18 protein-coding genes are annotated in these 18,547 nt (G+C 73.6%); 8 read left to right on the plus strand and 10 right to left on the minus strand.

Features of this window, described 5'->3' with window-relative positions; all coding sequences use genetic code 11:
* Nucleotides 1-11 precede the first annotated feature (11 nt).
* Genes RM779_RS11700 through RM779_RS11710 form a run of 3 tightly spaced genes read left to right on the plus strand, consistent with a single transcriptional unit; the run spans nt 12 to nt 3,099 of the window.
* Nucleotides 12-1,250: an ABC transporter substrate-binding protein gene (locus RM779_RS11700; RefSeq protein ID WP_311617611.1), complete on the plus strand. Its 1,239-nt coding sequence runs from the start codon at nt 12-14 to the stop codon at nt 1,248-1,250.
* A complete protein-coding gene (locus RM779_RS11705; protein ID WP_311617612.1) occupies nt 1,250-2,230 on the plus strand; it encodes a carbohydrate ABC transporter permease in 981 nt (326 codons plus the stop codon). The genes RM779_RS11700 and RM779_RS11705 overlap by 1 nt, the downstream gene beginning before the upstream one ends.
* Nucleotides 2,231-2,256: 26 nt before the next feature.
* Nucleotides 2,257-3,099 carry a carbohydrate ABC transporter permease gene (locus tag RM779_RS11710; RefSeq protein WP_311617613.1) on the plus strand — a complete coding sequence of 281 codons (843 nt, stop codon included), beginning with the start codon at nt 2,257-2,259 and terminating at the stop codon, nt 3,097-3,099.
* A 16-nt stretch (nt 3,100-3,115) separates the two neighbouring features.
* On the opposite strand, the gene RM779_RS11715 is transcribed toward RM779_RS11710, so the two are convergent.
* Both RM779_RS11715 and RM779_RS11720 read right to left on the minus strand, forming a co-directional pair.
* Nucleotides 3,116-4,315, minus strand: a complete 1,200-nt coding sequence (locus RM779_RS11715; RefSeq protein ID WP_311617614.1) for an SMI1/KNR4 family protein — start codon at nt 4,313-4,315, stop codon at nt 3,116-3,118.
* Between the two features lie 48 nt (nt 4,316-4,363).
* On the minus strand, nt 4,364-5,536 hold the full coding sequence (locus RM779_RS11720) for an MFS transporter (RefSeq protein ID WP_311617615.1): 1,173 nt from the start codon (nt 5,534-5,536) through the stop codon (nt 4,364-4,366).
* A gap of 79 nt (nt 5,537-5,615) precedes the next feature.
* Here RM779_RS11720 and RM779_RS11725 point away from each other — a divergent pair, with 79 nt between their 5' ends.
* Together RM779_RS11725 and RM779_RS11730 are read left to right on the plus strand one after the other, a co-directional pair.
* Entirely contained in the window at nt 5,616-6,158 is a 543-nt protein-coding gene (locus RM779_RS11725) for a CGNR zinc finger domain-containing protein (RefSeq protein WP_311617616.1), read from the plus strand.
* 103 nt (nt 6,159-6,261) lie between these two features.
* Nucleotides 6,262-7,968: a SpoIIE family protein phosphatase gene (locus RM779_RS11730; protein WP_311617617.1), complete on the plus strand. Its 1,707-nt coding sequence runs from the start codon at nt 6,262-6,264 to the stop codon at nt 7,966-7,968.
* A gap of 6 nt (nt 7,969-7,974) precedes the next feature.
* Here RM779_RS11730 and RM779_RS11735 read toward each other — a convergent pair whose 3' ends face one another.
* Complete coding sequence (locus RM779_RS11735; RefSeq protein ID WP_394813274.1) at nt 7,975-8,379, minus strand: VOC family protein; 405 nt, start codon at nt 8,377-8,379, stop codon at nt 7,975-7,977.
* Between the two features lie 85 nt (nt 8,380-8,464).
* Entirely contained in the window at nt 8,465-9,232 is a 768-nt protein-coding gene (gene map, locus RM779_RS11740) for a type I methionyl aminopeptidase (RefSeq protein ID WP_311617618.1), read from the minus strand.
* Between the two features lie 92 nt (nt 9,233-9,324).
* On the opposite strand from map, the gene RM779_RS11745 reads away from it, so the two are divergent.
* Entirely contained in the window at nt 9,325-9,585 is a 261-nt protein-coding gene (locus RM779_RS11745) for a helix-turn-helix domain-containing protein (protein WP_311617619.1), read from the plus strand.
* 49 nt (nt 9,586-9,634) lie between these two features.
* On the opposite strand, the gene erm is transcribed toward RM779_RS11745, so the two are convergent.
* On the minus strand, nt 9,635-10,411 hold the full coding sequence (gene erm / locus RM779_RS11750; protein WP_311617620.1) for an ErmE/ErmH/ErmO/ErmR family 23S rRNA (adenine(2058)-N(6))-methyltransferase: 777 nt from the start codon (nt 10,409-10,411) through the stop codon (nt 9,635-9,637).
* Between the two features lie 157 nt (nt 10,412-10,568).
* Nucleotides 10,569-10,697, minus strand: coding sequence for a hypothetical protein (locus RM779_RS11755; protein ID WP_290443784.1), 129 nt, complete (start codon nt 10,695-10,697; stop codon nt 10,569-10,571).
* 144 nt (nt 10,698-10,841) lie between these two features.
* Here RM779_RS11755 and RM779_RS11760 point away from each other — a divergent pair, with 144 nt between their 5' ends.
* Nucleotides 10,842-14,552: an ABC transporter ATP-binding protein gene (locus tag RM779_RS11760; protein WP_311617621.1), complete on the plus strand. Its 3,711-nt coding sequence runs from the start codon at nt 10,842-10,844 to the stop codon at nt 14,550-14,552.
* Nucleotides 14,553-14,596: 44 nt separating this feature from the next.
* A complete protein-coding gene (locus RM779_RS11765) occupies nt 14,597-14,887 on the plus strand; it encodes a hypothetical protein (protein ID WP_311617622.1) in 291 nt (96 codons plus the stop codon).
* Nucleotides 14,888-14,936: 49 nt separating this feature from the next.
* Here the strand turns inward: RM779_RS11765 and RM779_RS11770 are convergent, their stop codons facing one another.
* The 4 genes from RM779_RS11770 to RM779_RS11785 all read right to left on the minus strand — a co-directional run bounded on the left by RM779_RS11770 (nt 14,937) and on the right by RM779_RS11785 (nt 18,498).
* Nucleotides 14,937-15,143: a hypothetical protein gene (locus tag RM779_RS11770; RefSeq protein WP_311617623.1), complete on the minus strand. Its 207-nt coding sequence runs from the start codon at nt 15,141-15,143 to the stop codon at nt 14,937-14,939.
* Between the two features lie 16 nt (nt 15,144-15,159).
* Nucleotides 15,160-15,639 carry an NUDIX domain-containing protein gene (locus tag RM779_RS11775; protein WP_311617624.1) on the minus strand — a complete coding sequence of 160 codons (480 nt, stop codon included), beginning with the start codon at nt 15,637-15,639 and terminating at the stop codon, nt 15,160-15,162.
* A 50-nt stretch (nt 15,640-15,689) separates the two neighbouring features.
* Nucleotides 15,690-17,852, minus strand: coding sequence for an ATP-binding SpoIIE family protein phosphatase (locus RM779_RS11780; protein WP_311617625.1), 2,163 nt, complete (start codon nt 17,850-17,852; stop codon nt 15,690-15,692).
* A gap of 91 nt (nt 17,853-17,943) precedes the next feature.
* A complete protein-coding gene (locus RM779_RS11785; RefSeq protein ID WP_311617626.1) occupies nt 17,944-18,498 on the minus strand; it encodes a sugar O-acetyltransferase in 555 nt (184 codons plus the stop codon).
* Nucleotides 18,499-18,547 lie beyond the last annotated feature (49 nt).

Consider the following 18,547-nt stretch of genomic DNA (forward strand, 5'->3'; position numbering starts at 1 on the left):
CCCGGCGGAGAATGCTTTCGCTGGGGCTGGCGGCCGCCACGGGTGCGGCCCTCTCCGGCTGCCACTCGGGCGGAGGAACGGCCGGCGGGAAGACCGTGCTGGAGTTCCCCTCCTGGCAGGCTGCCGAGGGAACCTTCGCGCTGTGGTGGCGGGAGCTGATCACCGAGTTCGAACGGACCCACCCCGATGTGCGGGTGGACTTCTACTCGCTGCCGTTCGACTCTTACGTCGACCAGCTCACGATCAGGTTCGCCGCCAACGACCGCCCCGAGATCGTGCACCTGCCGGCGCGCAACGCCGCCGAGTTCGCCGGCCGCGGCTGGCTCGAGTCGCTGGAGGACCGCCTGCGGTCCACCGACATCCCGCGCACCTGGACGCCGTTGCAGGAAGTGATGGCGCTGGACGGTGAGAACTACGGCGTCCTGCTGCTCGGCTACGGCTACAACCTTTACTACAACCAGCAGTTGCTCGAATCCGTCGGAGCCGGGGTGCCGGCCACCGCGGAGGAGATGATCGCGGCAGCCGAAGCGATCACCGGCGACGGGATCTACGGCTTCGGCGCCACGACGGCCCCCAACCCCGACAACTTCACCGAGCTTGCTGCCTTCGTCGTCGGCAGCGGGGCCGCGCTGTCCACCGACGACGGTGCGTTCACCGCCGACAGCGACGCGGCGATCGCGGGCCTCGACCTCTACCGCCGTGCCCTCGCCCAAGCGCCGCAAGGCATCCAGTCCCAGCAGCGCAACGAGCTGTTCCTCACCGGAAAGATCGCCATGCTCCTGGACGGCCCGTTCTTCCTGAACGAGCTGGGCAGCGCGACCGACGCGGTCCGCCCCGGCCTCAAGGCCGCGCGGGCACCGTTCCCGCAGGTCCCCGGCGGCGTCTCGAACAGCATCCACATGCCGGCCGGCATCGACCCGCGCAAGGCAGAGGCGGTGTGGGACTTCATCGCGCTGGCCGGCACCCCCCAGTGGCAGCGCCGCTACACCGAGCTGACCACCAACCCCGCACCACGGGCGGGCTCGATCACCGCCCGGGCCGTCGCCGAGACCCCGCAACTCGAACTCTTCCAGCAGCTTGCCGACGAAGCCGTGTCGATCTTCCCGGGCAATCAGGCCCACCGGGAGCGGTTCGGCCGCATCAGCGACATCGTGTCGGCCGCCGCCACGTCCCTGATCACCACCGACGAGTCGACCGCCTCGATCGCCGCCCATCTGCAGGACGAGCTCCAGCAGGCCATGGAGTCCTGATGACCACCGAACCGCAGCACACCCCGCGCAGAGGTGTCGCCAAGCCCGCCACCCCCAGGCCGCCGAACGCGCCCGAACGCTCGCCCGCGCTGCGGCGCGAGCACCGGCGCCGCAGCGTCTTCGCGTACCTGACGCTCTCGCCCACCCTCGCCATCGTCGGTCTGCTGATGGCCTACCCGCTCTACGTGGCGATCGACCTCAGCCTCCGCGGCGGCCAGATCTCCGACCTGCTCAACCTGGAGCAGAACCCGCTCACGCTCGACAACTACGGCGACGTCCTCACCGACCCCGGCCTGGTCAGCGACATCGTGCGGTCGATCGTCTACACCCTCGGCGTCGTGATCCCCGCCTTCGCGCTCGGCCTGGGCCTCGCCGTCCTGCTCAACAAGGCCTTCCCCGGCCGGCGGATCATCCGTCCCCTGGTCCTGCTGCCGTGGGCGGTGCCCGGCGTGGTGGTGAGCGCGGCGTTCGCCTGGATGTTCGATGCCTCCTATGGTGTCGTGAACTACCTGCTGCGTACGGTCGGCGTGATCGACGGCAACGTCGCCTGGCTCGTCGACTCTGATACCGCCATGTTCGCCGTGATCCTGCCGACGATCTGGAAGTACTACCCGTTCTTCGTCCTGGTCCTGCTGGCCCAGCTCCAGTCGGTGCCCAAGGAGCTGTACGAAGCCGCGCGGGTGGACGGTGCGTCGCCACTGCGGCAGTTCACCCACGTCACCTGGCCCGCGGTCCGTACGGCCGCCTCACTCGCCATCGTGATCACCGGCATCGGCGTGTTCCGCGAATTCGACTTCATCTTCCCGCTCACCGGCGGGGGCCCCAACGACGCCACCCAGACTCTCGCCATCCGGATCTACAACGAGGCCTTCCAGTTCTTCGAGATGGGCACCGCCGCCGCGCTCGGCATCGTGACCATGGCGATCTGCGGGGCCCTGCTCAAGGCCGCGGGCCGGTCCGTGCGCCGCGAGTTCGGCTGAACCGGCCCGTCACCACAGGAGCACCCATGTCCACCACACTCTCCCGCACACGCCGGTGGTCCCTGCTCGCCCTGGCGATCGCGGTCACGTCCGTGCTGATGTTCCCCATCTACTGGATGATCATGACTTCGGTCGTCCCTTCAGAGCGGCTGCTGGTCTCCGATCCGCCACTGGTCCCGCCCGCCGACGCCACCTCGTTCAGCGCCTACACCTCCGTGCTCCGCGACGTGCCCGTCCTCGAGTGGATGCGGAACTCCGCGCTCACCACCGTGGGCGCTGCTGTCATCTCCACGGTGGTCAGTACGCTGGGCGGCTACAGCCTTTCCCGCTTCCGCTCCAAGGGCCAGCAGGCAATGGGCTTCACCCTGCTGTTCAGCCGGATGCTGCCGGGCACACTGCTGATCATTCCGACCTTCGTGCTCTTCGCCAACTTCGGCATGGTCAACAATCTGTGGTCGGTCACCTTGGTCAACACCGCGGCCACCGTTCCGTTCACCACCTGGCTGATGAAGGGCTTCGTCGATGCCGTCCCGGTCGAGATCGAACAGGCCGCGATGATCGACGGATGCGGAAGGGCGGGCGCGCTGTGGCGCGTGATCGTGCCCCTGCTCAAGCCCGGGATCGCCGCGACTTTCACCTATGCGTCGATTCTCACCTGGGGTGACTTCCTCTTCGCCCGCACGCTCATGGGCAACCCCGACGGCTGGACCGTCACCGTCGGCATCGCCTCCTTCATCGGCGAGTTCAGCGTCGACTGGTCCGGCCTGATGGCCGTCGGCCTGATCTCGATGGTGCCGATGATCGTTCTCTTCCTGTTCCTCGAACCGTTCCTGACCAAGGGGATGGCGACGGGATCGGTGAAGGGGTGAGCCGCCGCGGGCGGCGTCACCAGTAGCTGGCGTCCGTCCAGGGCTCGAAGGTGGCGTACTCCAGCGGGTCGTCGTCCCGGTCGAGGCCCGGCAGCCCCTCCGCGGAGAGGGTGCCGCGCAGCCACGCGAGCAGCACCTCGGTCAGCGTGCCGGGGAGCGGGGGCCCCTGGTCGGCGTGGCGGGGCCACACGGTGAGCGGCCAGCCGTCCGGATCGCCCTCGGTCAGCCAGCCGAACTGGTCGCCGTCGATGGAGTTGGCGAACGGCAGGAAGCCGCCCGCCGCCGGCCACAGCGGCAGCCGGTGCCCCTGGGGGGCGTGCTCGCGCAGGGTGCGGTACCCGTTGAGCGTCTGCGCCACGTGCCGGACGAAGCCGTCCTCGCCCGTCCGCAGCGGGGTGAGGAAGCGCAGCCAGCCCATCCAGCAGCCGGCGCCGTACCGGGACATCAGCGCCAGGTAGTCGGCCGGCAGCCGCGTGCCGAGGCGGTCGAACAGCGCGGGCCAGTCCCCGGGGCCGAGGCGGGGGACGCGGGGCGGTGGGATCAGCAGCCGCAGCGCGTCCAGCCCGCTGCCCTCGCGGAGCGCGGCCCGCCTGTGCGCGGCCGGGACCGGCTCGGCGCCCGGCGCCGGGGGCGCCCAGGGCACGGCCCCCGGCAGGAACGCGGTGCGCCGCGCGGTCGGGGGCAGCGGCCCGAGCGTGCCGCCGCCGGGCAGTGGTATGCCGGTGGCCAGGGCGGCATCCAGGAAGTCGAGCAGCGGGGTGCCGTAGCTCCGCCACGGGTTGATCCCCCGGTAGACGGCGTCCTGGTGGAAGAGGACCACGGGCCAGCGGTCCGGATCGGCGCAGGCGGCGGTGTCCCAGAACAGGTGGCTGCTCGACCTGGTCATCCCGAACGCGAGCAGGCCGCCGGGTGCGGGGTGGAACGGCGGCGGCTCGTTCGGCGGGGCGTCGCGGGAGGAGATCCGGCAGTGCCGGTGGGTGGTGCGCAGCCACGTGCCCCAGTCGAAATGCCCGGCCTGCACGCACGGGGTGTGCAGCCACAGGCAGTCGCCGATGTCGAGCGGGCCGTAGGCGGCGGCAAGTGCCTTGTAGTCGGCGGGCAGGCGCAGCCGGAGCCAGGACTCCACGGCCGGCCAGTCGACGGGGACGGGCGCGGCGGCGGGCGGGCCGAGGAGGGCGCTCAGGCGATCGGGGCCGTGGCTGCGGGAGGCGTCCATGTCGTCGCATGGTGGCACGCCGCACTGACAGCGGCGGCCCGGTGGCGGTCAGTGGCGGCCGACGGGCATCCGCTCTCCCGCCGCGGGCCGGCGGGAGAGCGCGGCCAGCACGGCCGCGGCGGCGAACTGGAGCGCGGCGATGGCGGCGAGCAGCGCGGCCGGCGGGAGGCCGGCGGCCGTTCCCGCCAGGGCGGCGCCCGCCGCAGCCGCGGTGATCTTCAGCCCGGCGCCGATGGTGAACACCTGGGTGCGGGTGCCGGGCGGCGCGTGGTCGGCGCGGATGCGCAGCGTGGCGCTCAGCAGCGGCCCGTCGCACACGCCCGCCAGGGCGAACAGCGCGAGCAGCACGGCGAACGAGGGCGCGAGCGCGGCGCCGCCGAGCGCCGCACCGGTGGCGAGCAGGCTGAACGTGGCCAGCCGCCGTGCGGACGTCCGGGGCGGTCGGCGGGCCAGGACCAGCGACCCGGCCAGCGCGCCGAGCGCGAACGCCGTCATCAGCACGCCGCCGCCCGCCGGCCGCCCGAGGTCCGCGGCCCGCAGCACGGCGGTGGTGGTGAGGCCGCCGATGCCGAGGAACGCCACGCAGGTGGCGGCCGTGATGGCGCGCAGCCGCGGCGTACGCGCGACGGCCGTGAGGCCGGCCGCCCACGCGAAGCGGCCCGCGTCCGCGGCGGCGGGGCGCAGCGGCAGCAGCGCGGCGAGCGCCGCGGCCACGCAGGCCGCGACGGCGAGCAGCGCGGTGGCCGCGGCGGCGGAGGCGGCGGTGGCGACCGCGCCGACGGCGGCGGGGCCGGCGACGGAGGCCGCGTTGTAGGTGGCGGCGTCCAGCGCGTAGGCACGGGCGCGGGCCGGGCCTTGTGGCGCCAGTGCGCCGAGCAGGCCGGACAGGCCGCCGGTGACGACCGGCCCGCAGGCGCCGCCGGCCAGGGCGATGGCGAGCGTGACCGGGGTGGGTGCCCGGCCGAGGGCGAGGGCGAGGCCCGCGAGGGCCGCGGCGAAGCAGGCCAGCGCGCCGCAGTAGAACAGGCGCGGCCGGGTGGCGCGCGCGGCGAGGCCGCCGACCAGCGGCGCGGCGAGCACGTGCGGGGCCATCCAGGCGGTGAGGGTGAACGCGCCCTGCGCGGCGGAGTCCGCGCGCTGGAGGGCGAGGAGCACGGCGGCGACGGCCATGCCCTCGTCCGCGAGCCGGGCGAAGAAGGCCGTGATCAGGTAGCGCCGCACCCGCCGCCCCTTCCCTGCGCACGCCCCACCGGGCTGTAACGTGTTGGAGGTGTAACACGTTACAACCTCAGGAGGGCCCATGCCCGAGGCACCGCACGGATTCCGGCCGGCCGAGCGCCTGCTCGACGTGGCCAACGCCGTGCGCCAGGACCCCGAGCTGTCCCGCGCGGCGCTGCGCGCGCTGCTCGTCCGGCACGGGGAGCGGGCGGCGGACCTCTCCGAGGCGGCGGCGGCCGAGCTGCGGGCCGCCGCGGCCCGCATCGCGGGCGTGCTGGCCGAGCGCGACGCCGACCGTGCCGCGCACGCCCTGAACGCGCTGCTCGCCGAGTGCGGCGCCAGGCCGCGGCTCAGCGCCCACGACGGCCACGGCTGGCATCTGCACGTGGACCGCGGGGACGACGCGGGCTGGGGCGAGTGGTTCCTCGCCGCGAGCGCCCTCGCGCTCGCGCAGATCCTCACCGAGTACGGCCGCGTGCCCTGGGGCGAGTGCGCCGCGGACGGCTGCCGCGTTCTCTACCTCGGTACCGGCCCCGGGCCCGCCCGCCGCTACTGTTCGGCGCCCTGCGCCTCCCGTTCCCGCGTCGCCGCACACCGGCGGCGCCTGCGGGAGCGGCGTTCCTGACCGCGCGGGCAGCCGCGTGGCGGTTGCGGAGTCTCCGTGGCTGCCGGTGAATGGAAAGGGGGCAGCAGGGCTACCAGCGGGCCGAGAGAAGGCGGCGACATCCATGGCCGATTCCGTGCCGGTGGAACCCGAGGACCTGTTGACCGCGTTCGACAGCCTCGAAGCCGGGGTGATCCTCACCGACCGGGACGGGCTGATCACGGCCGTCAACCCGCACGCGTTGCAGCTGATCGGTCTCCCGGGCCGCACGGTGGTCGGCAAGGATTTCCACGAGCTGCTGCACCGCAGGGAGGACGGAACGCTCGCCCCGCGCGAGGAGTGCCCGCTGGTGGCCGTGCTGGAGGAGACCCGGATGGTCCTGGTGACGACCGACAGCTTCCTGCGCGGGGACGGCAGCCTGCTGCCGGTCAGCTGGTCCGGCGCGCCGGTCGTCAGGGGCGGCGCGACCACCCAGGTGCTGACGCTGTTCGGCGAGAACGACGAGCAGCGGGAGAAGCGCAACCACCAGGCCGCGCACCTGGCGGCCATGGAGGACCTGGCGGAGCGGCTGTCCCTGGTGCAGGAGATCACGGACGTGCTGACGCAGACGCTGGAGGCCGAGGAGGCGCTGAACCGGCTCGGGCGGCTGGTCGTTCCTCGGCTGGGGGACTGGGTGACCGTGGACCTGCGCGAGGGCGAGGAGGGGGTGCGGCGGGTCGCCGTCGTGGGCCCGCAGGGGCGCGAGGGCGAGGCGGAGACCGGCCGGGACGACACCACCCTCATGCCCGAGTCCGCCAGCGCCGTGCTGTCGCGCGTGCTGCGCAGGAACGAGTCGCTGCTGATGACGCGCGAGGAGATCGAGGCGCCGCCGGAGAGCCCGCGGGCCGTCGTGCACAAGTTCCTGCACCTGCTGGGCGCCACGTCCGCGGCCGTGGTGCCGCTGAGCACGCCCCGGCAGGTCGTGGGCGCGCTGACCATCGCCCGCACCGATCCGGAACGCCCGTTCCGCCCGGACGAGCTGCCGCTGATCCGGGACATCGGGCGGCGGGCCGGCCTGGCCATCGACAACGCGCGCCTCTTCGAGCGGCAGCGGGACGTCGCGGCCATGATGCAGCAGCACCTGCTGCCCGCGCTGCCGGACATCGCCCCGCTGCGGCTGGCCGCCCGCTACCAGCCGGCGCCGCGCGGCTCGCAGGTCGGCGGGGACTGGTACGACGCGCTGGTGCTGCCGGACGGCGCCACCGCGCTCGCCGTCGGGGACGTCGTCGGCCACGACCTGTCGGCCGCGGCGGGCATGGCGCAGCTGCGGAACATGCTGCGGGTGCTGGCCTGGGACCGCGCCGAGCCGCCGAGCCTCATCGTCGGCCGCCTCGACGACGCGATGTCGGACATCACGGACGTGCAGATGGCCACGCTGCTGCTGGCCAGGATCGAGACGGTCGGGGACGTGGGCGGGCCGGGGGCGCGCTGGCGGATGCGCTGGGTGAGCGCGGGCCACCCGCCGCCGCTGCTGGTCACGGACGAGGGCCGGGCGCAGTATCTCGAACAGGGCCAGGACCTGCTGCTCGGTGCGCGGGCCGAGGTGCAGGTGGAACGCGCGGACGCCGTGGAGCCGCTGCCGCCGGGGTCGACCGTGCTGTTGTTCACCGACGGTCTGGTGGAGATGGCGGGCAGCGACCTGGACACCGGCATGAACCGGCTGCGCCGGCACGCCATCGCCCTGGCCGGCCGCCCGCCGGACGACTTCTGCGCGCAGCTCCTCGAACGCATGCCGCCCGGCGGCTCGGACGACATCGCGCTGCTGGCCCTGCGGGTGCCGGACGCGGGCTGACGCGGCTCAGCCGGTGACGAGCACGGAGAGGAAGTTGCCCGCCGGGTCGCGGAACCAGGCGATGGGCGGGCCGCCGTTGCCCCGGTGGACCCCCCGGGCGTCCGCGCCCTCGTAGTGGATGAACTCCACGCCGCGGGAGGCCAGTTCGTCGACGGCGGCCTCGATGTCCGGCACCGGGAAGTTGAGCAGCGTGCAGGTGGAGGGCTCGTGGTTGGGCTTGGGGTAGACCAGGACGTCCCGGTCCCCCGCGAGGTGCAGGATCAGCATGCCGTTCTCCTGGGAGAGGTCCAGGCCGAGCGTCTCGCCGTAGAACTGCGCGGCCCGGTCGGTGTCGTCGACGGAGAAGCCGCTGAACGCCTTGGTGTTCTTGAACATCGGGGTGCCTTCCGCTCGCGGGTGCAGCCGTGTCACCCGTTCCACTCCTGTCGACCCGTCCGCGGGCGGAAAGTCATCGGTGGCGCGGTGGCGCGTGCTCCGGCCGGGTGAGGCGGCCCGTTCACAGCATGGTGAGGATGCGCGGCCCCGCGTCGGTGATGGCGACCGTGTGCTCGAAGTGGGCGGCGCGGCTGCCGTCCTGGGTGCGCAGGGTCCAGCCGTCGGCCGCGCAGTAGTAGCCGTCGTGGCCGCCCGCCGTCAGCATCGGCTCCAGCGCGAGCACCAGGCCGTGCCGGAGGGGGAAGCCGCGGCCGGGCCGCCCCTCGTTGGCCACGTGCGGGTCCTCGTGCATGCGGCGCCCGATGCCGTGGCCGCCGAAGCCCTCGGGGATGCCGTAGCCCGCGGCGCGCCCGGCGCGGCCGATGGCGTGCGAGATGTCCCCGAGCCGCCCGCCCACGACGGCCGCGGCGATACCGGCCTCCAGGGCGCCGCGGGTCGCGGCGATGAGCCGGGCGTCCTCGGGCTCCGCGGCGCCGACGGTGAACGTCTCGGCCGCGTCGCCGGTCCAGCCGTCGAGGGTGGCGCCGCAGTCGATGCCGAGCAGGTCGCCCGCGCGCAGCCGGTAGTCGCCCGGGATGCCGTGGACTATGGCGTCGTTGACCGAGGTGCAGATCACGCCGGGGTAGGGCACGGGCGCGAACGAGGGCAGGTAGTGCAGGAACGGGGCGGTGGCGCCCGCGCTCTCGATGACGTCCCTGGCCGCCTCGTCCAGCTCGCGCAGCCGCACGCCGGGCGCCGCCGCCGCGCGTGCGGCGGCCAGCGCGCGGGCGACGACGCGGCCCGCTTCCCGCATGGCGTCCATCGCCGCGTCCGTCTTGATCTCCACCACGGTCTCTCGCCTCCGAAGGGTCGGCCGACGGCCGGCCCCGGCCGTGGTGGGCCGGGGTCGACCAATTCTTATACCGGTATTAGTATCACGGCATGGTCCGTACTCCACTCACCCCCGAGGAACGTGAACGCGGCTGCCGGCTCGGCGCGTTGCTGCGGCAGGCCCGCGGCGGGCACAGCATGGGCGAGATCGCGGCCCGCGCCGGGATCTCCGTCGAGACGCTGCGCAAGATCGAGACGGGACGCGCGCCCACCCCCGCGTTCTTCACGGTGGCCGCCCTCGCGAGCGCGCTCGGCCTGTCGCTCGACGAGGTGGTGACCGGCTGCGCGGTGAGCGAGCTGCCGGCCGCCTGAGCGCGTGCCCCGCGCCGGGCCCGCGGCGACGGACGCGGCACCTCGCGCCTCATCCGCCGCGCCCCCGGTGCAGCCGCGTGAACACCGACAGCCACTGCCGTGGCGTCACGCGGCCCACCGGCGCGTCGTTCGGTACCCCCGCGGCCCGCAGCGCTTCCCGCACCCGGGACGTGTCGTGGTGCCGCGACAGCGTCGCGCGCAGGGAGCCGCCGACCCCGGTGAAGCCCTCGGCGACCAGCGCGCGGTAGGCGGGCAGGTCGCGCCGGGGCACGAGGGGGGCGGGCCGGCGCACGATGCGCAGCACCGCGGAGTCCGTGCGCGGCACCGGCGTGAAGTGGTGGCGCCGGATGCGCGGGCCCAGGTGCCAGGAGTGTTCTGGCCAGCTCTGCACCGTCAGCAGCGGCCACGTGCCGAAGTCGCCGGTGCGTTTGCGGGCGAACTCCAGCTGGGTGACCAGCGTGGCCGAGGTCAGGCCCCTGGCCGTCAGGCACCACCGCACGATGTCCGTGGTGCGGGAGTACGGAATGTTGCCGACCACGGCGAACGGTGTGCGCGGCGGCTGCGCGCGCAGGAAGTCGCCCGGTACCACCCGGACGTTGCGTTCGGTGCGCAGCCGTCCGGGCAGCCGGGCCGCCAGGGCCGGGTCCAGCTCATAGGCGATGACCTGGCGCGTGGCGCGCGCCAGCGCGCGGGTGAGGGTGCCCTCGCCCGCGCCGGGCTCGACGACCAGGTCGCTCGGCCCCAGCTCGGCGGCGCGGACGATCTGGCCCAGCACGGCGGTGCTGTGCAGGAAATTCTGGGAGAGGGTTTTGCGGCGGGAAGCCACGGGCGTCGTCCTCGGGGCTGAGGACAGGCCGGGCGGCGGTCATCAGGGGAAACAGGGAACGCTGTGAACACTGTGCCGTCGGCCTGTCCGGTCGGGTGGGACCCGGACGGCCCTGGCTGCCGTGAGAAGACGCGAAAGGCTCTGGAGACGTGAAGGCTCAGACGCCGGGCGAGTCCTGGCGGACCAGGGCCGGGCGCCGAACGCGAGGGCGGCGGATGTGGAGCGGGCTCCAGTCGGCGGACCGCGCGTTGGCGCACAGTCCGTCGATGTACAGCGTTCCTGCCATGCGCCAGAGCCTATGCACACCGCCGCTGGACCGCCAAATCATTTAGCGGACAGCCGGAAAGTTCTTCATATTGTTGCGGTGGGATGAAAAACGCAGGCCCGAGGTGTTGAGCACTGCGGTCATCAGGGAACGGGAGGCGCTGCGGTGACGGCACGGGATGGTGGATGGATACGGCGGCTGACCGCCTACTGCTGGCGGTACCGGCGCAATCTCCTGCTCTCGGTCGGCGCCTCGCTCGTCGGCATGGGCGTGATGGCGCTCATGCCGCTGCTCATCAAGGTCGTCATCGACGACGTCGTGATCGGCGAGGAGGGCGGCCTCGCCCTGTGGATCGGACTGCTGGCCGCCTCGGCCGTCGTCGTCTACGCGCTGACGTACGTCCGTCGCTACTACGGCGGCCGGCTCGGCATCGACGTGCAGCACGATCTGCGCACCGAGATGTTCCGCAGCATCACCCGACTGGACGGCCGGCGGCAGGACCAGCTCAGTACGGGGCAGGTCGTCGGCCGCGGTACCAGTGATCTCCAGCTGATCCAGGGCCTGCTGTTCATGATGCCGATGACCATCGGGAACCTGATGCTCTTCGCGGTCTCCCTGGTCGTCATGCTGACCCTCTCGCCGCCCCTGACCCTGATCGCGCTGGCCGTCGCGCCCGCGCTGTGGTTCGTCGCGCGGCGCAGCCGCACCCGGCTGTTCCCCGCCACCTGGGTCGCGCAGAACGAGGCGGGCACGGTCGCCGGCGTCGTCGACGGCGCCATCACGGGCGTGCGGGTCGTCAAGGGCTTCGGGCAGGAGGAGCAGGAGACCGGGAAGCTGCGCGCCGCGGGGCGGAAGCTGTTCGCGGCGCGGCTGCGGACCGTCCGCCTCTCCGCCAGGTACACCCCGCTCCTCCAGGCCGTTCCCTCGCTCGGCCAGGTCGCCATGCTGGCGCTCGGCGGCTGGATGGCGACCGAGGGCCGGATCACGCTGGGCACGTTCGTCGCGTTCTCCACCTACCTGGCCCAGCTCGTCGGGCCGGTGCGGATGCTCACCGTCATCCTCACCATGGGCCAGCAGGCGCGGGCCGGCGTCGAGCGCGTGCTCGAACTGATCGACACAGAACCGGAGATCCGCGAGGCGGAGAACGCGCACGAACTGCCCGCCGACGCGCCCGCGACCGTCGAGTTCGACGCCGTCAGCTTCGGCTACGGCGAGGGGCCGCCGGTGCTGAACAACCTGTCGCTGCGCATCGAACCGGGCGAGACCCTGGCCGTGGTGGGCCCGTCCGGCAGCGGCAAGTCGACGGTGTCGCTGCTGCTGCCGCGGTTCTACGACCCGGACGGCGGCGCCGTGCGGGTCGGCGGCGAGGACGTCCGGGACCTCACCTACGCGTCGCTGCGCGCCGCCATCGGCCTGGTGCCCGAGGACAGCTTCCTCTTCTCCGACACCATCCGCGCCAACCTGGCCTACGGCCACCTGGAGGCGAACGAGGAGCAGATCAGGGCCGCCGCGCGCGCCGCGCAGGCCGACGGCTTCATCTCCGCGCTGCCCGAGGGCTACGACACGGTCGTCGGCGAACAGGGCCTCACGCTCTCCGGCGGCCAGCGGCAGCGCGTCTCGCTGGCCCGCGCGATCCTCACCGACCCCAGACTGCTGATTCTGGACGACGCCACCTCGGCCGTCGACGCCCGCGTCGAGCACGAGATCCACGACGCGCTGCGTTCGGTCATGTCCGGGCGGACGACGCTGCTTATCGCGCACCGGCAGTCCACCCTCCAGCTCGCCGACCGCATCGCCGTGCTGGACCGCGGGCGGCTGGTGGACACCGGCACGCACGAGGAACTGGTGGCCCGCTGCGACCTGTACCGGCGGCTGCTCGCCGACCCGGGCGAGCTCGGCGGCGTCGAACGCGACCCGGCGGGCCTTCAGGAGACCGAACCGGGAGGCGGGCCGGGGGCCGGGCCGGGAGCCGAACCGGCGGCCGACCCGTGGGCGCGGCCCGCGCGGACCGGATTTCAGGACGCGCCGGACGCGCCGGACGCGCAGGGCGCGACGCCCGAACTGCTGGCGCAGGTCGCCGCGCTGCCGCCGGCCGACGGGACCCCGGACATCGACGAGGAACGCGCCACCCGCCCCGAGGCGAGCTACGGGCTGCGCCGGCTGCTGGGCGGTCTCGGCCGGCCGCTGGTGCTGGCGCTGCTGCTCGTCGTCGCGGACGCGGCGGCCTCGCTGCTGCTGCCGGTGCTGATCCGGCACGGCATCGACGAGGGGGTGCAGCGGGCGGCGCTCGGCGCGGTGTGGACGGCTGCCGGGCTCGCGCTCGTCGTCGTCCTCGCCCAGTGGGCCGCGCAGTTCGGCGCCACCCGGGCGGTCGGCCGCACCGGCGAACGCGCCCTGTACTCGTTGCGCGTGAAGATCTTCAGCCACCTCCAGCGGCTCGGCCTCGACTACTACGAGCGGGAGCTGACCGGCCGGCTGATGACCCGGATGACGACGGACGTGGACGCGCTGACCACGTTCCTCCAGACCGGACTGACGCAGGCCCTGGTCGCGGTGCTGACGTTCTTCGGGATCATGGGCGTGCTGATCGTCCTCGACGGTCAGCTGGCGCTGGTGGTGCTGGCCACGCTGGTGCCGCTCGCCATCGGCACGGTCGTCTTCAGGCGGCACAGCGTGCGCGCCTACGAGCTGGCGCGCGAACGGGTCAGCGGCGTCAACGCCGACCTTCAGGAGTCGGTGGCCGGGCTGCGGATGGTGCAGGCGTTCCGGCGCGAACGCGACGGGTACGAACGGTTCACCGCCCGTTCGAATGGCTACCGGCAGGCACGTGTGCACGGGCAGTGGCTGATGTCGGTGTACTTCCCGTTCGTGCAGCTCCTGGCGACGCTCGCCACCGCGGGCGTGCTGATCGTCGGCGCGGGGCGCGTGGCGGACGGCACGCTCTCCGCGGGCGCGCTGGTGGCGTACCTGCTGTACATCGAGCTGTTCTTCGCGCCGGTGCAGCAGCTGTCGCAGGTCTTCGACGGCTACCAGCAGGCGCTGGTCTCGCTGCGCCGCATCCAGGAGCTGCTGCGCGAGCCCACCACGACGCCCGAGGCGGCGCGGCCGCTGCCGGTGGCGTCGCTGCGCGGCGAACTCCGCTTCGACGACGTGCACTTCGCCTACGCGGACGGCAAGGAGGCGCTGGCGGGCATCCGGCTGGCCATTCCGGCCGGGCAGACGGTGGCGTTCGTCGGCGAGACGGGCGCGGGCAAGTCGACGCTGGTCAAGCTCGTGGCCCGGTTCTACGACCCGACGGGCGGCGCGGTCCTGGTGGACGGCACCGACCTGCGGGACCTGGACCTGGCCGGGTACCGGCACCGGCTCGGCGTGGTGCCGCAGGAGCCGTACCTGTTCCAGGGCACGGTCCGGGACGCCATCGCCTACGGCCGCCCCGGCGCGACCGACGCGGAGGTGGAGGCGGCGGCGCGCGCGGTCGGCGCGCACGGCATGATCGCGGCGCTCGTGGGCGGTTACCACTACGAGGTGGGCGAACGCGGGCGGAACCTGTCGGCGGGGCAGCGGCAGTTGATCGCCCTGGCCCGCGCGGAGCTGGTGCGGCCGGACGTACTGCTGCTCGACGAGGCGACCGCCGCCCTCGACCTGGCGACGGAGGCGCTGGTCAACCGGGCGACTGACCGCCTCGCCGGCAGCCGGACCACGCTGGTCGTGGCCCACCGGCTGACGACCGCCGCGCGCGCCGACCGCGTCGTGGTCCTCGACCACGGGCGGGTCGCCGAGGACGGCACCCACGCCGAACTCCTCGCGGCCGGCGGCCGGTACGCGGAGCTGTGGCGCACCTACGCGGGGGAGCCCGCGCGGTCCGCGGGCGTTTGACGGGCGGGCGTTTGACGGGCGGGGCGCGGGCAACTCGACGTGTCATGTCCACTAGAAAAGTGAATCTTGGGCCGACGGCTGCGATCATCGCCGTGGTCGCGGACATCGCCGCGTGCGTCATCGGCCTCTGGGTCCTCATGCACCTGCTGGACGCCAACGAGCAGAACGGCCTGGTGGAGTTCCTGCACGACGCGTCCCGCTGGCTGGCCGCCTGGTCGCACGACCTGTTCACGTTCGACGAGGAATGGGCCCGGGTGGTGTGCGGCTACGGACTCGCCGCCGTGGTGTACCTCGTCGCCGGAAACGTCATCGCCAACCGCGTCCGGCGGTATTAGGCACATTGCCCCGCGGGCCCCTGGGTGTCAGCTGGGTGTCAGCTGGGCGTCAGCGGTTGCGCGGGTGGCTGCGGGCGGTGCGCTCGTTGCCGCGGCGGTAGTTGCCCGTCCACCGGGCCATCACCCGCTGCGGATCGTCCCCGTTCACCTCGGCGAGGAACCGCAGGGTACGCGCGCCGCGCAGCGTGGTGGCCCGGCGGCCGTGGTGCGTGATGTGCACGGAGCCGTCGGGATGCTCGCGGAAATCGAACCCCATCGCGCAACCGTACCGGTCAGGGGCGGACCAGCGCCGCCAGATAAGCGTCGACCGTCTGGAGCCTGCCGTGCGGCATCGGGTCCCGCAGGTTCCACCAGTGGACGCCGGCTATCTCCGGCGTCGGCTCGAACACGGCCCGTTCGTCCGCCTCGGCGTGGAACAGCGCGCCGCGCAGCACCGGCCGGTCCGGCAGCCACGTGCGCGCGAAGCCCGCGAAGTGCAGCCGCTCCGGCGCGACGTGCTGCCCCGACTCCTCGGCCAGCTCCCGCGCCGCGGCCTCGCGCGGCGTCTCGCCCGGGTCCAGCCTGCCGCCCGGCAGCTCCCAGCAGTCCCGGTCGCGCACGTGCACCAGGAGCAGCAGCCCCGCGTGCCACAGCGCCACGAGTCCGTAGCCGACCGGCTCCCGGTCGAACCGGGTGTCCTCCGGCAGGCGGTCGAACGCGAGCAGCCGCATACCCAGCGGTCCGGTGGCGAGCGGCGCGGCGGATTCGGTCATGCCGGAAGCGTAGGCGAAGCGCGGCGCGCCGCGGCCGGCCGGCCGCGGCGTCAGCCGGCGGCGAGCAGCCCTTCGGGCGAGGGCGAGGAGGACAGTTCGGCCCAGATCGTCTTGCCCTCGCGGCCGTGCCTGGTGCCCCAGCGCGCGGTCAGGTGGGCGACGATGAACAGACCCCGGCCGCTCTCGTCGAAGACCCGCGCCCGGCGCAGGTGCGGTGAGGTGCTGCTGTTGTCCGACACTTCGCAGATCAGGGCCGCGGGCTCGCGGATGAGGCGCAGCTGGATGGGTCCGTCCGCGTGCCTGATGGCGTTGGTCACCAGCTCGCTGACGACGAGTTCCATGGTGAACGTCGCCTCCTCGAGTCCCCAGGAGGTCAGCTGGCGTTCGGCCAGCTCGCGGGCGTGGGCGACGGCGGTCGGGTCGTCGGGGATGTGCCAGCTCGCGACGTGCGCGGCGTCCAGCGCGCGGGTGCGGGCGACGAGCAGGGCGATGTCGTCGGTGGGCCCCCCGTCGAGCATGGCCGCCAGGACGGCGTCGCAGGCCGCCTCGGCCGAGTGCGCCGGCTGGGACAGGGCCTGCCGAAGCGTCGCCTGCCCGCGTTCCATGTCGCGGTCGCGCGCGATCAGCCCGTTCGTGTAGAGGGCGAGGTAGCTGCCCTCCGGCAGCAGCACTTCGTGGGCCTCGAACGGCAGCCCGCCGAGCCCGAGCGGCTGGCCCGGCGGCGCGTCGATGAACTCCACGCGCCCGTCCGGCCGGACCAGCGCCGGCGCGGGGTGGCCGGCGCGCGCCATCGAGCAGGTGCGGGAGACCGGGTCGTACACGGCGTACAGGCAGGTGGCGCCGACCGCGCCGGCCGGGTTCTCCTGGGCCTCGCCCTCCTGCTCGCCGCCCTCGGTCTCCGAACGCAGCCGGATGACGACGTCGTCGAGGTGGGTGAGCAGTTCGTCGGGCGCCAGGTCGATGTCGGCGAGGGTGCGCACCGCGGAACGCAGCCGCCCCATGGTCGCCGAGGCGTACAGACCGTGCCCCACCACGTCGCCGACGACCAGCGCCACCCGGGCGCCGGACAGCTGGATGACGTCGAACCAGTCGCCGCCCACCCCGGCGCTCGAGTCCGCGGGCAGGTAACGGGTGGCCACCTCGACGGCCGCGACCTCGGGCAGCCGGCGCGGCAGGAGGCTCTGCTGGAGGGTGAGCGAGGCGCGGTGCTCGTGGGTGTACCGGCGGGCGTTGTCGACGCAGACGGCGGCCTGGGCGCCGATCTCCTCGGCGAGCAGCAGGTCGTCCGCGTCGAACGGGTCGGCCCGCAGGTGCCGGACGAAGACGGCCACGCCGAGGGTGGTGCCGCGGGCGCGCAGCGGCACCGCGATGCCGGAGCGGCCGGTGCCCGCGGTGGCCTGGGCGGCGTACCGCGGGTTCGCCGCCAGCCAGGTGCCGACGTCGGAGTCGTCCAGGATGCGGGCGCGCACGTCGGGGCCCTGGGCCAGGCGGTGGCCCGGGGCGCCGCCCTCGTACGCCTCCTTCCCGTCGGTCCTCTCCTGTTTCTCCTGTTCTGCCTGTTCTTCCTGCTGTTTCTGTTCTTCCTGCTGTCCGTCCGCGCCGTCCCCCGCGCCGTCCCCCGCGCCTTCGCCCGCCGGCTCCTCGTCCGCGACGGAGCGCTGCGCGACGCGGCGCAGCGGGTTGCCGTCCGGGGCGGCCGGCTCCTCGCCGCGCAGCACCGACTCGTACAGGTCCACCGTGACCAGGTCGGCGAAGCCGGGCACGGCGATCTCGGTGACCTCGCGCGCCGTGCGGCGCACGTCGAGCGTGCTGCCGACGTGGCGGCTGGCGACGCGGAGCAGCGTCAGCCGTTCGCGGGCGATCGTCAGCCGGCTGACGCGGGCCTCCCGGTTCAGCCGGATGCGGCAGATCACCAGGCCGAGCACGGTCGAGCAGGCGGCCGAGGAGACGATGACGCCCCGGGTGCCGCTGGAGAGCCCCGGGATGCTGCCGCCGTAGGCGATGATCACGGAGACGATGGTCAGCAGGCCCACCACCAGAGTGGCGCGCATGGTGAGCAGGGCGCTCGCGGCCATCGGCGCGAGTACCGAGTACGCGGACCAGCCGGTGAGGTTGTTGTGCCCCGACCAGATCTGGAGGGCCGTGAGCAGCGCGAGGTAGACGAGCAGCAGGGTGAACGCGCCGCCCTTGCCGCCGCGGCGGAGGGAAGTCACGTGGTGCACCTCCCGGCTTCAGTGGCCCTCCCGACCACCGTAGCCGCGGGGGTGGTCCCCCGCGACCGACGGCCGTACGGTGTGTGCGCGGCTAGACGCCCCGGGTGACGCGGGCGGGGTTGCCGACCGCGACGACGTTCGGCGGCAGATCCTTGGTGACGACGGCACCCGCGCCGACCACGGTGTTCTCGCCGATGGTGACCCCGGGGCAGACGATGACGCCGCCGCCGAGCCACACGTTGTCGCCGATGGTGATGGGGGCCGCGGCCTCCCACTTCTCGCGCCGCGGCTCCGGTTCGACCGGATGGGTCGGGGTGAGCAGCTGGACGTTCGGCCCGATCTGGACGTCCGCGCCGATGGTGATGCGGGCGACGTCGAGGAAGACGGCGCCGAAGTTCACGAACGTGCGCGGGCCGATCGTGATGTGGTGCCCGTAGTCGACGTGGAACGGGGGCCGCACCTCGGTGCCCTCGCCGACCTCCCCGAGCAGCGCGGCCAGCGCCGCCCGCCTGGTCTCGGGATCGGCGGTCGCGGTGGCGTTGAACCGTTCGGAGAGCTGCACGGCGCGCGCGGCGTCGGCCGCGATTTCGGGGTCGTCGGCGATGTACAGCTCACCGGCGAGCATGCGTTCCTTCTGGGTGGCCATGGCCGGACCCTAGACGATCCTCGCTGTCTCTGATGTGGGATAAGCTCCC

Origin of the sequence: Streptomyces johnsoniae (assembly GCF_031845565.1) — a bacterium.
Classification (GTDB): domain Bacteria; phylum Actinomycetota; class Actinomycetes; order Streptomycetales; family Streptomycetaceae; genus Streptomyces; species Streptomyces johnsoniae.